Below are 12,536 nucleotides of genomic sequence, written 5' to 3'. Positions count from 1 at the left end.
CATGCGCCGTGCGACGCGGGACGACCTCGGGCCGCTGCCCGTGGAGGTCGCGCCGCGGCTGCTCGGGGCCCAGCTGCGCACGGTCGTCGACGGCGCTGCGGTGCACCTGCGGATCACCGAGGTCGAGGCCTATCACGGGCTCGGCACCGGACCGGTGCCCGACCCCGGATCCCATGCGCGCAGCGGGCGCACGGCGCGCAACGACACGATGTGGGGAGAGCCCGGGCATCTGTACGTGTACCTCAGTCACGGCATCCACTCGTGCGTCAACGTCGTGTGCGGCCCCGACGGCTCGGCCGGCGGGGTGCTGCTGCGCGCGGCCGAGGTGATTCAGGGCGCGGATGCCGCGGCATCCCGATCCGGACGATCCGGGCGCGACCTGGCCCGCGGTCCGGGGCGCCTCGGGCAGGTCTCGGGTCTGCGGCACGCACTGCACGACGGGATCGACGCGATCGGCGACGATCGGCGCGGCGGCGCGTCGGCCGAACTGTGGTGGGGCGAGCCGGTCGCGGCGATCGCGACGGGGCCGCGCGTCGGCGTCGCCGGGATCGCCGGGACGGCGGCATTCCCGTGGCGGTTCTGGATCGACGGCGACCCGACGGTGTCGGCTTTCCGCTGGGGGCGCGGTGCCGCTGAGGCGGCCGGCGGCTGATCAGCACCGGGAGGTGGAGGAGATCGATGATCTTTCTGCCGCTTGTTGACGTAAATAATCGTCCTCTCTACTGTCGGGGCCATCGCGGCATCGAAGCACGATGCCGTCTCCCCACAGAGAGGTGTCGGAATGCGGCAGCGCGCGTTGAACCAGATGCGGGGTGCCGCACGCACCCTCCTCATCGGCGGTCTCGTCACGGCCATGCTCGCCACGGGCGCCGGGGGTGCTCTCGCGGCCGCGCAGGCGCCGACGACCGAGGTGGGGGCGGCAGCGGGCATCGGCACGACGGTGTTCCCCGGCAACGACGGCGCAGCGCATGAGATCACCTGGGACGAGCACTCGTTCAGCGTCGACGGCGAGCGGCTGAACATCTGGTCGGGCGAATTCCATTACTGGCGGCTTCCCGACCCCGAGCAGTGGCGCGATCTGCTGCAGAAGATCCGCAGCGCCGGCTTCAACGCGGTCTCTCTCTACTTCTTCTGGGGCCTTCACCAGGACGAGGCCGGCGGAGAGTTCGACTTCACCGGGATCCGGGACGTCGATCTGCTGCTGACGATGGCCGAGCAGGAGGGCCTCTACGTCATCGCCCGTCCCGGCCCCTATGTGAACGCCGAGATCTCGATGGGCGGGCTGCCCGCGTATCTCGTGAACACCGATTCGCCGCTGCGCGGATCAGCCGATCCCGAGGTGCTCGCCGCCTCGCTGTCCTGGTTGAGCGCGGTGAACGAGATCATCGGGAAGCACCAGGTCACGGACGGCGGCGGGTCGGTGCTCATGTACCAGGTCGAGAACGAGCTCATCGACGACGCCCCCGCGCGCAAGAAGTTCCTCACCGACCTCACGGCCGGCGTCAAGGCCGACGGGATCACGGTTCCGGTGTTCCACAACGACTGGGGCATGGGCGGTCGGTTCCGCGATACCGAGACGTACGGGCTCGACTTCTATGCGTACGACAACTATCCGCTCGGGTTCAACTGCTCGGCCGGCCGAAACCGGATCGGCGAGTCGGAGGGCGCCTTCCGCGCGATCGCTCCGGACACCCCGCAGTTCATCACCGAGTCGCAGGGCGGCGCGTTCACGCCGTGGGGCGCATCCTTCGGGACGGACGCCTGCTACGACTTCACCGACGAGGGCTTCACCCGGCAGTGGGGGACCCGCAACGTCGGCAACGGCGTCACCGCCTACAACTCGTACATGACCTTCGGCGGTACGAACTGGGGTTGGACGGGGTCGCCGTCCTCGGGCTTCACGAGCTACGACTACGGCGCCGCCCTCACCGAGGACCGCACGATCACCGGCAAGCTCGCCGCGCAGAAGGAGATCGGCGAGTTCCTGCAGGCGGTTCCCGACCTCGCCGCGATGGATCCGGCGGCGGCCCCGACTGTCGAGGTGCTCTCCGGCAGTGCCGTCAAGGCCTATCAGCGCATCGCGGTCGACGAGGCCGCGGCCTCGGCCACCGAGGGCGGCGCGACGCGCTTCCTCGGTTTCCGCTTGGCCGACTCGAACGACACCGCCGAGACGGAATTCACCTTCCCGCTGGTGATCGGAGCGGCGGATGCCGCGCAGGAGGATGCCGTCGCCATCACCGACGACGCGGACGACGCGATCGTCTACGAGGGCGAGTGGGTGACGGGCGATGACGGGGGCGCCTACGGAGGCGCCGTGACATCGTCGACGGATGCCGGAGCCACGGCGACCTTCTCGTTCACCGGTACGCGCGTGCAGCTGATGACCTCGACCGGCATCGACCACGGGATGGCGCGGGTTCTCATCGACGGCGTCGACCAGGGAGAGTTCACCTCCTACGTCGACACCGAGCAGAACAAGCCGGTGCAGCAGATCAGCTTCGAGATCGGTGGGTTGACGCCGGGCGAGCACACGATCGTCGTGGAGAACCTCGGAAGGGCGGCTGCGGGCGGAACCGGGACGGTCGTCGCCGTCGACGCGTTCCTCGTGCCGAGCACGGCGCGCACGCAGCTGAACGATGACAGCGACCGGATCACGTTCACCGGGGCGTGGGAGTACGCGACCGGCAAGAACTGGACCGCGGGGGACATCGGCGGCGACGAGACGTTCTCGGATACCGCCGGGGACTCCTACGAGTTCTCGTTCACCGGGGCGGGATTCGAGCTGATCGGCCCGTACTCGCAGAACCACGGACCGGCCGAGGTGTTCATCGACGGCGAGCTCGCCGGACGAACGAGCGAGACCGTCACGGGTTCGGCCGAGCCGCAGAAGGTGCTCTTCTCCCAGCGCGACCTCGACTACGGCGAGCACGATGTGCGGGTCGTCGTCACCGGCGAGCGGTTCGCCGGATCGAGCGGATCCTTCCACGCGCTCGACGCCGTCATGATCTACGAGAGCGCCGAGACGGAGGGCGCCCTGCCGGAGGGTGCTGTCGGCTGGGAGCGCGTGCCGCAGCAGGAGGGCACGGCGCTCACCCTGCACGGCCGTGACGCGCTCATGCTGACCGCCGACACCCGCATCGGCGGTCACGCGCTGTACTACACGACCAGCCAGCTCTTCGGTGCAGCGCTCGAGCGCCGCGGCGGAACCGTGCAGTACGCGATCGGCTACTCCGGCGATGCCGGCGAGAGCGTGCTGCACTACGACCGCGAGCCCGCCGTCTCGACGCCCGACGGCGTCACGAGCCTCTGGGACGCCGAGACCGGGCAGCTGCGGCTGAACTACACCCACGGCGCCCCGATCGACGTCACGGTCGATGACGGCGCAGCGCCGTTGACGCTGCGCATCATGGATCGCGAGAGCGCGGAGCGGGTCTGGTTCGTCGACGGGTCGACGGGCGGCGGCATCGCCCGCGCCGCGACGGGAGCGACGGCGACGGTCGCCGTCGAAGGCGCCTACCTCGCCCGCACCGTCGCCTTCGACGGCGCGGATGCGGCGCTGACCGGTTCGATGGATGCCGCCGGCGAGCTGCGTCTCGACCTGCCGGACGGCATCGATCGCGTCACATGGAACGGAGCGGACGCCACGGTCTCCGACGGCATAGCCGCCATCGCAGCGCCCGGCCCCGTCGAGGTGGCCGCCCCCGAGCTCGACTGGATGACGGCATCCGATGACGCCGAGTCGAGCGCATCCTTCGACGACTCCGATTGGCTGGTCGCCGACTCCACCGCCGGCACGCGCTGGCAGGGCCCCGGGGCGAACCAGAGGATCGTGCTCGACTCCAACCACTACGGCTTCTTCGAGGGCTCGGTCTGGTACCGCGCCCACTACACGGCCGTGCAGGACGGCGGCACGATCCGTTTGCAGGGCAACGGCGGTACGGGACAGCCGGGGCACGGCAAGGCGCCGGCGTTCATGCAGGTGTGGGTGAACGGCCAGTACGCCGGATCGCCGGCCGCGGCCGGCGCGTGGCAGAACGTCACGATCCCGGAGGGCGCGGTCGCCGCGGGCGACGAGGTCGTCGTCTCGGTGCTCGTGCACAACCTCGGCCAGAACCTCGACTGGTCGGACGACGGGCTCTCGCGCCAGAACCGCGGACTCTACGACGCGCAGCTCACGAACGGCGACGGCGCGGTGGAGTGGCGCCTGCGCGGCGCGACCGCGGCGGACGCCGACCCGGAGCGCACGATCTACAACAACGGCGGCCTCGCCGGCGAAGCCGCCGGCTGGCATCTGGCAGGCTTCGACGACACCGCCTGGGACTCCGCATCCGACCTCGTCTCCGACGCCGCCGGCGTCGACTGGTACCGCAGCTCCTTCGATCTGGATGTTCCTGCCGGCCAGGACACCGCCTTCCGCCTCATGATCGACTCGTCGAAGTTCGATGCCGGACGTACCGATGGATCGCAGGCGACGCTGTTCGTGAACGGCTGGAACATCGGCGTCTACATCGGCGATATCGGCCCGCAGGACGAGTTCACGGTGCCGAGCGGACTGCTGAACATGCAGGGCGGGAACGAGATCGCGATCGCCGTCGCTGCGAAGGGAGCAGGCATGGGCCCCGAGGCCGTGCGCATCGAGGCCGTGCACGCGACCACCGGGGGCGTGGCGGCTGCCGCGACGGACGGCGGGGGCGATGGCGGCGATGGTGATGGCGGCGGGATCGAGCCCGGCGATGGCGGGACCGGTGCTCCGGGGTCGGGGGCCGATGCGGATGCCGATCCCGCCGCGGGCGCCGCGCCCGCGGGCCAGGGCGCGGCGCTGGCGATGACCGGTGCTGCGGTGCCGCTGCTGCTCGTGCTGGGCGGGCTCGTGGCCGCGCTCGGCGGGCTGCTGCTGCGGGTCGTTCGCAGGCGCTCCTCCGTGCTAAACTGACTCCTTGTCTGTGCACACTCCTGTGCGCAGTTCGTGTGCTTCTCCTTTCCTACGGCCTTCCGATCCCTTCATCCGGATCAGGAATCTCCTGCCGAAGGGTGGCGCGCAGACAAGGGATCTTGGGTGAAGCCGTCCGGCTTCACGGTAATGAAGGAGTAATCACATGGCAGCAGTGTGCCAGGTGACAGGAGCTGTTCCCGGCTTCGGTCACAACATCTCGCACTCGCACCGTCGGACGAAGCGCCGCTTCGACCCGAACGTGCAGAAGAAGACCTATTTCGTGCCGTCGCTCGGCCGTAAGATCACGCTGAACGTGTCCGCCAAGGGCATCAAGGTGATCGACGTGCGTGGCATCGAGAACGTCGTCAAGGACCTCCAGGCGAAGGGTGTGAAGCTCTAATGGCTAAGAAGGCTCAGGACGTCCGTCCGATCATCAAGCTGCGTTCGACGGCAGGCACCGGTTACACGTACGTGACCAAGAAGAACCGTCGCAACACCCCCGACCGCATCGTGCTCAAGAAGTACGACCCGGTCGTCCGCAAGCACGTCGAATTCCGAGAGGAGCGTTGATCCATGGCTAAGAAGAGCAAGATCGCTCGCAACGAGCAGCGCAAGGTCATCGTCGAGCGCTACGCAGAGCGCCGCGCTGAGCTGAAGAAGACCCTGGTCGACCCCAACGCCACCGACGAGGCCCGCGAGGCCGCACGCGTCGGCCTGCAGAAGCTGCCCCGCAACGCTTCGCCGGTCCGCGTCCGTTCGCGCGACGCCATCGACGGCCGCCCCCGTGGCATGCTCACGAAGTTCGGCATCTCGCGTGTCCGCTTCCGTGACATGGCTCACCGCGGCGAGCTTCCCGGCATCACCAAGTCGAGCTGGTAAGCGATAGCTTCCTGATCGGGGCGAGGTTCTTCGGAGCTTCGCCCCTTTCTCATCTCTGAAAGACAGCAGCAACCATTTCCCGGGGGGGAACCGCCGACCATGGCGAACATCATCACCGATAGAACATTCATCAACCGGGCTGCGCGCGGCAGCATCGGGCTCGTCGTCGTCCTGATCCTCTTCGCCGCCGGCTTCAGCGCTCTCGGATACGCCAACGTGACGGGGCTGGCGAAGGACGTCAGCGCGACCTATGCGGCGACGACCGGAGACGTGATCTCGGAGGGCACGACGAAGGTGCGAGAGGGCGGACGTCGCTCGCGCCACTGGGTCGAGTACCGCACCGTCACGATCGAGTACGACGTGGCGGGCCTCGCCCGCACCTCGGACTCGATCCGCGACGAGGAGCTGCAGATCGGTGACCGCATCGACATCTGGGTCGAGACCCGTGACGGCGACGTGTTCCTCGAGAAGCCTGGCGCCCCGGGATTCTGGAACTGGACGTGGGCGATCGTCGTTCCCCTCATCGCGCTCGGGCTGCTGCTGTCCATCGTGCTCACCGTGCGCAGCAGCATCCGTCTGAAGAACTTCGACCCCGCCGGCCGCGAACCCGACTTCGTCTTCGCCATCGACAGCGTCGATGCGCAGCAGGCGAGCCGCCGTTCGAAGAAGCGCATCTTCACGCTCCAGGGCGCGACCGAGGCGAACTCGATCGCATCGCGGATCGGCGCCACGGGCAAGCTGGTCGTCGGAGAGAAGAACCTCCCGCCGGTGACGAACTTCCCCGCACGCCTGACCGGGTACTACCTCACCCCGGGAGCGGAGAGCACGGATGTGGTTCTGCACACCCCTGAACTCGGCGACTCCTGGTGGTCCGCGGTGCTCTCGTTCGAGCTGGTGCTCGATCAGCAGAAACCCGCCCCGTGAGCCACATTCGTCACATCTGCACCGCGACACGCGCATAAAAAGCCCAAAACCCGCGAAATGACGCGGAATTCTCGGCTGAGATTGATACATTCGAGGCGGTCACACGACCAGGGGCACTCGCTCCGACAACAACGACAACGCGACGGTCTCTCGTCGCTGGAGGATGACATGGCTGACAAGTCCATCACCAAGACCGAGCTCGTCGCGAGCATCGCTTCCGCCACCGGCCAGAGCCAGGCCACTGTCTCGGGCGTCCTCGACTCCCTCTTCGCGACCGTCTCCGACGCCGTCGCCAAGGGCAGCAAGGTCTCTATCCCGGGCTGGATCGCGTTCGAGCAGGTTGACACCGCCGCTCGCACCGGCCGCAACCCGCAGACCGGCGCCGAGATCAAGATCCCGGCCGGCAAGCGCGTCAAGGTCACCGCTGGCTCCAAGCTCAAGGCAGCCGTCAAGTAAGACCGCTTCCCTCACGAAGGCCGCACCTCCCTCCGGAGGCGCGGCCTTCGTGCATCCATCGGGGCTTTCCCTAGGTGGGCGAGCATAGGCTGGAGGGGTGAGTTCCCCGAGCCCCCGTTCCGCGCGCCCTTCGGCGTACCGTGCGGGCGGACTGCTGATCCTCGTGATCGCCACCGCGGTCGCCCTCGTCGCCGCACTCCTCTACGGCGGGGGTGCGGCACCGCTCGTCATCGCCGATCCCGGCGAGTTCGTGCGCTGGGGCCTGCCGGTGGCGCGCACGATCAACAACCTCGCCGCGGCCGCCATGATCGGTCCGATGGTGCTCGCGCTGTTCGCTCTGCGCGCGGGGGAGAAGCCCTTCGAGATCGCCCTGGACACGGCATCCCTCGGCGCCGCCGTCTTCACCCTCTCCTCGGCCGCCACGGCATTCCTGACGTTCCAGTCGGCCTTCAACGCCCAGGTCACCCTCGACAACCAGTTCGGTGAGCAGCTCGGCCGGTTCCTCCTCGACCTGCCCCTCGGGCGCGCCTGGCTGATCACGACGATCATGGGCGCGCTCATCACGATCCTCGTCTTCGCCTGGCGAACGTGGACCCCGGTTCTGCTGACGGCGATTCTCGCCGTCGCATCCCTTCTGCCCATGGCGACCCAGGGGCACTCCGGCGAGCTCTCCGGTCACGTCATCGCCGTCAACTCGATCCTGCTGCACACGGTCGGAGCAGCAGTCTGGCTCGGTGGACTGCTCCTGCTCGTCGTGCTGCGCGATACCCCGGGCGTCGACCGGGCGGCCCTGGTGCGCCGCTACTCGAGCCTGGCGATCACCGCGTTCTTCGTCGTCGCGGTCTCGGGCGTCGTCCGTTCGACCGTCGGCCTGGGCGGCTGGGACGCCCTCTGGACGCCCTACGGCATGATCATCGTCGCGAAGGTGGTTCTGCTCGGCGGCATGGGCTTGCTCGGGGCCTGGTACCGCCTGCGCCTGATCCCGCGCCTGGCGGGAGAGCACGCGTCGCGCTGGTTCTGGATGCTCGTGCTCTGCGAGGTCGCCCTCATGGGGCTCGCGTCGGGGGCCGCCGCAGCCCTCGCCCGTACGCCTCCGCCCACGGGCGAGACGGTGCCCGTCCAGCAGACCCCGGCCGAGATCCTCACCCGCGAACCGCTGCCTCCGGAGTTCACCCTCGACATGTGGCTGTTCGGCTGGGACTGGGACATCCTCTGGGCGCTGGCCGCAGCCCTCGGCGCCTTCTTCTACGCCGCGGGCGTCTGGCGCCTGCACCGCCGAGGGGACCGCTGGCCGATCCACCGGACGATCATCTGGATGTTCGGCCTGCTGCTGCTCGTCTGGGTCACCTGCGGGCCCCTGAACCTGTACCAGGACTACCTCTTCAGCGTGCACATGCTCGGACACATGATGCTGTCGATGGCGATCCCGCTCGCGCTCGTCGCCGGAGCCCCGATCACTCTCGCCCTGCGTGCGATCGAGAAGCGCGACGACGGCACCCGCGGCGGCCGCGAGTGGATCATGTGGGCCGTGCACTCGCCGTTCTCGCGCGTCGTCACCCACCCGATCGTCGCCGCAGCGATCTTCATCCTCTCGTTGTGGGCGTTCTACTTCACCGACATCGTCCGCTGGGCGATGTACGAGCACCTGGGCCACGAGTGGATGATCATCCACTTCCTCATCTCCGGCTACCTGTTCGTCATGAGCCTCGTCGGCGTCGACCCCGTCCCGTACCGCCTGCCCTACCCGGGTCGGCTCATCACCCTCATCGCCGTCATGGCCATGCACGCCTTCTTTGGCATGGCGATCATGATGCAGGAGGGGCTCATGGTGGCCGAGTGGTTCGGCTCGATGGGCCGCACCTGGGGCCCCACCCCGATGGAGGATCAGTACATCGGCGGCGGCATCGCCTGGTCGGTCGGCGAGATCCCCACGCTCATCGTCGCGATCACCGTCGCGATCCAGTGGAGCCGAGACGACACGAAGGTGCAGCGGCGCCAGGACCGTCACGCCGATCGCACGGGCGACGCCGAGCTCGAGGAGTACAACGCGCGCCTTTCGGCTCTGGCAGAGAAGGACCAGCAGCGCGCGAACCGCTGATCAGCTGCTGGGAGAGCCGACCCGGATCGACGCCGACCCGTCGGGCAGGATCGAGATGGTGCCGTTGACCTGGAACGGGACGTCCTGCGAGACCTGCTCGACCGAGCCGTCGAAGAGCGAACGGATCTCGACCTCGATGTGGGCGACGGCATCCGTCGTCGGGATCACCCACTGGCCGCCGTCGGGCGTAACGCTCACCTGCGGCTGCGTGGCGATCGACCACGAGGGCAGGCCCTCGATGCGGTTGCGCACCTCGAGCCCGAAGGGGCACGCGGTGGGCTGGAGCACCTCCTGCGTGGTGCACGCGGTGAGGAACTCCTCGACACGGTTCTGCACGACCTCGAGGAACTCGGCGGTCGGTTCGGTCTGGACCTCGACGGCGGTGTTCGTCAGCGGGGAGTCGGCGAGGATGCTGACGCCCGGCGACGTCGAGATCGGGGTGTCGACGGTGACGGAGTAGACGCCCGGGGTGAAGACCAGCAGGGGGAGCGCATCGGTCGCGACGGCGTCGAGTCCGTCGCCGGAGACCTGCCGCCGGTCGATCTTGAAGCCGTTGACGGCGAACTGATCGGCGCCGAGGACGGTGAGGGAGATCGCCGCGAGCGGGGTCTGCACGAAACGCCAGTTCGGCGTCACGCCCACCCAGCCGTCCTGCTCGATCTGGAACGAGCTGGTTCCGGGGTATCCGCCGGCGATGTAGGAGGCCGTGACGGTCGTGATCCTGTCAGCCGTCTCCTCGGAGACGATCTCGATCCCGGAGAGCGGGGCGAGAGTGGCCTGCCGAAGCAGCGCCTCCGAAGCGGCGGCATCGATTCCCGCTTCCTCGAGGGTGTCGCGGTCGATCGCGACACCGGGCACGCGCAGCGCATCGGCCGCACGCCCGGTCGAGAGCAGATCGAGGTAGCGCGAGACGAACGCGGAAGGGCCGTAGTACTGCTGGTACAGCGCGGCTCCGCCGGCGCCGAGGGCGGCGAGCAGCAGAACGCCGATCAGCGCGAGCAGTGAGAGATCTGCCACGAGTCGGCGACGCACCGGCGTCGACGTCTTCGGCTGATCCATGGCGCCAGTCTAGGAGCGCGGGCTGTGACAGTGCCGAGCATGACGCACGTACCATGAAAGGCGTGTCCTTCCCCGAACTCTCCGCCGAGCAGCAGGAGCTGTATCGCCTCATCGAGGACACCCGCGAGCACGTGTTCATCACGGGCCGCGCCGGAACGGGCAAGTCGACGCTCCTGCAGTACTTCGCCTGGAACACGCAGAAGCAGATCGCGATCTGCGCGCCCACGGGCGTCGCGGCCCTCAACGTCGAGGGGCAGACGATCCACTCACTGTTCCGTCTTCCGATCGGGTTGATCGCCGAGAGCGAGATCGAGCAGAACGACGCCACCCGACGCATCCTCAACGCCATCGACACCCTCGTGATCGACGAGGTCTCGATGGTCAACGCCGACCTGATGGACGGCATGGACCGGGCTCTCCGTCAGGCGCGGGGCCGCCGGGCCGAGCCCTTCGGCGGGGTGCAGATCATCATGTTCGGCGACCCCTACCAGCTCGCCCCGGTGCCGCCGCGCGGTGATGAGGCGCGCTATGTGAAGGACCATTACCGCTCGTTCTGGTTCTTCGACGCGAAGGTGTGGGCGGGCGCCACGATGGGGGATGCCGGTGCACTCCTGGATCTCGGGCGCCACGGCGCTCCGCTGCACGTGCGCGAGCTCGTGCAGATCCACCGTCAGTCCGACGACGGCTTCAAGTCCATGCTCAACGCCGTCCGTTACGGGCGGGTGACCGCCGACATCGCCGAGGTGCTCAACCGGCAGGGCGCGCGCACGCCCCCCGAGCCCGAGCCCGGCGAGATCCCCATGATCACCCTCGCGACGCGCAACGACATCGTCAACAGCATCAACGCCCGTCATCTCACCGCCCTCGCCGGCAAGGAGCAGACGGCTCGCGCGGAGATCAACGGAGACTTCGGCCGCGGTGAGGGGAACTATCCGGCGGATGCCGAGCTCAAGCTCAAGGTCGGTGCGCAGGTGATGTTCCTGCGCAACGACGTCTCCATGACGGGCGACCCGCCCCGCTGGGTCAACGGCACGATCGGCACCGTGAAGCGCATCCTCGGCGGTGCCGTGCGCGTCGAGATCGATGGCGAGGACGTCGACGTCGAACCCGCCGTCTGGGAGCGGTTCCGCTACTCCTACGATGCGAGCACCAAGACGCTCAGCCGGGACGTGATCGCGGAGTTCATGCAGTTCCCGCTGCGGCTGGCGTGGGCGGTGACGATCCACAAGTCCCAGGGGCAGACCTACGATCGGGCCGTGATCGACCTCGGCAACGGTGCCTTCGCGCCCGGCCAGACCTACGTCGCGCTCTCGCGACTGACTTCGCTCGACGGGCTGTACCTCTCACGCCCGCTTCGCCCCCGCGACATCCGGGTCGATGAGGACGTGCGCCGCTTCATGCGTGAGGCGTGGGAGGCCCGCCGGTCATCGACTCCGGAGATCAGCGAAGCCACGTCCTGAAGCAGATGCTCCGGGACGTGGCTTCGACGAGGGATCAGGCCGCGACGCGTGCCCGATCGAGGTCGAGGAACAGCTCGGTGTTGAACTGGTAGGCCAGCAGCACTTCGTCGATGACGCGCTCGCGCTCGGCGTCATCCCACGGCACAGCATCCAACTGCTCACGGTAGACGTCCTTGAACGCGTTGGGGTCGGCGATGTCGTCGAACAGGTAGAAGCCGACGCCGTTCGTCTCGAAGCCGAAGCGGCGCTGCATGACCCGGCCGATGAAGATGCCGCCGGACAGGTCGCCGAGGTAGCGCGTGTAGTGGTGGGCGACGAATCCACCGGCCCAGGTCGCGCCGACTTCGTTGATGCGATGGACGTATCGCTGAGTGGTGGGCAGTGGAGCGATGGTCTCGCGCCAGTCGGGGCCGATGAGGAACGCCAGATCGGATTCGAGCGCGGGCAGACGCGTCAGCTTGTCGCTGATGAAGGCCGCCGCGACCGGATCGCGGCGCATGCGCTCGGCCGCCGACTCGAGCGCCTCGTAGATGAAGTAGTGCTGAGCGACGAGCGCGATGTAGTCCTCGCGGGAGCCCTCGCCCTTGAGCAGGTCGGACATGAAGCCGGCGTGCTCGCTGCGCGAGTGGGAGCTCGAGGAGCGCTCGCGAAGCGCGGCGGAGAAGGAGAGGAGTTCAGTCATGCGACTAGTGTAAGGTTATCCTAACCCTCTTGGGAACCACCCGGG

Annotated in this window: 11 protein-coding genes; 9 read left to right on the top strand and 2 right to left on the bottom strand. The window is 68.3% G+C overall.

Going from position 1 to position 12,536, the window contains the following annotated elements:
• Position 1 precedes the first annotated feature (1 nt).
• From ACWAUG_RS07210 to ACWAUG_RS07175, 8 genes are all read left to right on the top strand, one after another.
• Positions 2-652 (top strand): DNA-3-methyladenine glycosylase, encoded by a 651-nt coding sequence (locus tag ACWAUG_RS07210; protein ID WP_460802005.1) that lies wholly within the window; start codon positions 2-4, stop codon positions 650-652.
• A gap of 129 nt (positions 653-781) precedes the next feature.
• A complete protein-coding gene (locus ACWAUG_RS07205) occupies positions 782-4,933 on the top strand; it encodes a beta-galactosidase (RefSeq protein ID WP_460802004.1) in 4,152 nt (1,383 codons plus the stop codon).
• A gap of 163 nt (positions 4,934-5,096) precedes the next feature.
• A complete protein-coding gene (gene rpmB / locus ACWAUG_RS07200; protein WP_298041386.1) occupies positions 5,097-5,333 on the top strand; it encodes a 50S ribosomal protein L28 in 237 nt (78 codons plus the stop codon).
• Positions 5,333-5,503, top strand: coding sequence for a 50S ribosomal protein L33 (rpmG, locus tag ACWAUG_RS07195; protein ID WP_298041383.1), 171 nt, complete (start codon positions 5,333-5,335; stop codon positions 5,501-5,503). Before rpmB ends, rpmG begins: the two co-directional genes overlap by 1 nt.
• Before the next feature lie 3 nt (positions 5,504-5,506).
• Positions 5,507-5,812 carry a 30S ribosomal protein S14 gene (gene rpsN, locus ACWAUG_RS07190; RefSeq protein ID WP_298041381.1) on the top strand — a complete coding sequence of 102 codons (306 nt, stop codon included), beginning with the start codon at positions 5,507-5,509 and terminating at the stop codon, positions 5,810-5,812.
• A 99-nt stretch (positions 5,813-5,911) separates the two neighbouring features.
• A complete protein-coding gene (locus ACWAUG_RS07185) occupies positions 5,912-6,736 on the top strand; it encodes a hypothetical protein (RefSeq protein ID WP_460802003.1) in 825 nt (274 codons plus the stop codon).
• Between the two features lie 168 nt (positions 6,737-6,904).
• Entirely contained in the window at positions 6,905-7,192 is a 288-nt protein-coding gene (locus ACWAUG_RS07180) for an HU family DNA-binding protein (RefSeq protein ID WP_417509406.1), read from the top strand.
• A gap of 97 nt (positions 7,193-7,289) precedes the next feature.
• Entirely contained in the window at positions 7,290-9,290 is a 2,001-nt protein-coding gene (locus ACWAUG_RS07175) for a cytochrome c oxidase assembly protein (RefSeq protein WP_460802002.1), read from the top strand.
• Here ACWAUG_RS07175 and ACWAUG_RS07170 read toward each other — a convergent pair whose 3' ends face one another.
• Complete coding sequence (locus ACWAUG_RS07170) at positions 9,291-10,349, bottom strand: hypothetical protein (RefSeq protein ID WP_460802001.1); 1,059 nt, start codon at positions 10,347-10,349, stop codon at positions 9,291-9,293. It lies immediately after the preceding gene.
• A 53-nt stretch (positions 10,350-10,402) separates the two neighbouring features.
• Between ACWAUG_RS07170 and ACWAUG_RS07165 the strand changes: the two genes are divergently transcribed.
• Positions 10,403-11,809: an ATP-dependent DNA helicase gene (locus tag ACWAUG_RS07165; RefSeq protein ID WP_460802000.1), complete on the top strand. Its 1,407-nt coding sequence runs from the start codon at positions 10,403-10,405 to the stop codon at positions 11,807-11,809.
• A 34-nt stretch (positions 11,810-11,843) separates the two neighbouring features.
• Here the strand turns inward: ACWAUG_RS07165 and ACWAUG_RS07160 are convergent, their stop codons facing one another.
• A complete protein-coding gene (locus ACWAUG_RS07160) occupies positions 11,844-12,491 on the bottom strand; it encodes a biliverdin-producing heme oxygenase (protein WP_460801999.1) in 648 nt (215 codons plus the stop codon).
• Between the last annotated feature and the right edge of the window lie 45 nt (positions 12,492-12,536).

It is taken from the genome of Microbacterium sp. GXF6406 (assembly GCF_054798215.1).
The sequence above is the reverse complement of the archived record's forward strand: the minus strand, read 5'-3'. Positions and strand labels throughout refer to the sequence as shown.

Coding starts and splice junctions, on each gene's coding strand:
- ACWAUG_RS07160 (WP_460801999.1), bottom strand. CDS start 12,491: ATGACTGAACTCCTCTCCTTCTCCGCCGCGCTTCGCGAGCGCTCCTCG.
- ACWAUG_RS07185 (WP_460802003.1), top strand. CDS start 5,912: ATGGCGAACATCATCACCGATAGAACATTCATCAACCGGGCTGCGCGC.
- rpmB (WP_298041386.1), top strand. CDS start 5,097: ATGGCAGCAGTGTGCCAGGTGACAGGAGCTGTTCCCGGCTTCGGTCAC.
- ACWAUG_RS07165 (WP_460802000.1), top strand. CDS start 10,403: ATGAAAGGCGTGTCCTTCCCCGAACTCTCCGCCGAGCAGCAGGAGCTG.
- ACWAUG_RS07205 (WP_460802004.1), top strand. CDS start 782: ATGCGGCAGCGCGCGTTGAACCAGATGCGGGGTGCCGCACGCACCCTC.
- ACWAUG_RS07170 (WP_460802001.1), bottom strand. CDS start 10,349: ATGGATCAGCCGAAGACGTCGACGCCGGTGCGTCGCCGACTCGTGGCA.
- ACWAUG_RS07210 (WP_460802005.1), top strand. CDS start 2: ATGCGCCGTGCGACGCGGGACGACCTCGGGCCGCTGCCCGTGGAGGTC.
- ACWAUG_RS07180 (WP_417509406.1), top strand. CDS start 6,905: ATGGCTGACAAGTCCATCACCAAGACCGAGCTCGTCGCGAGCATCGCT.
- rpsN (WP_298041381.1), top strand. CDS start 5,507: ATGGCTAAGAAGAGCAAGATCGCTCGCAACGAGCAGCGCAAGGTCATC.
- rpmG (WP_298041383.1), top strand. CDS start 5,333: ATGGCTAAGAAGGCTCAGGACGTCCGTCCGATCATCAAGCTGCGTTCG.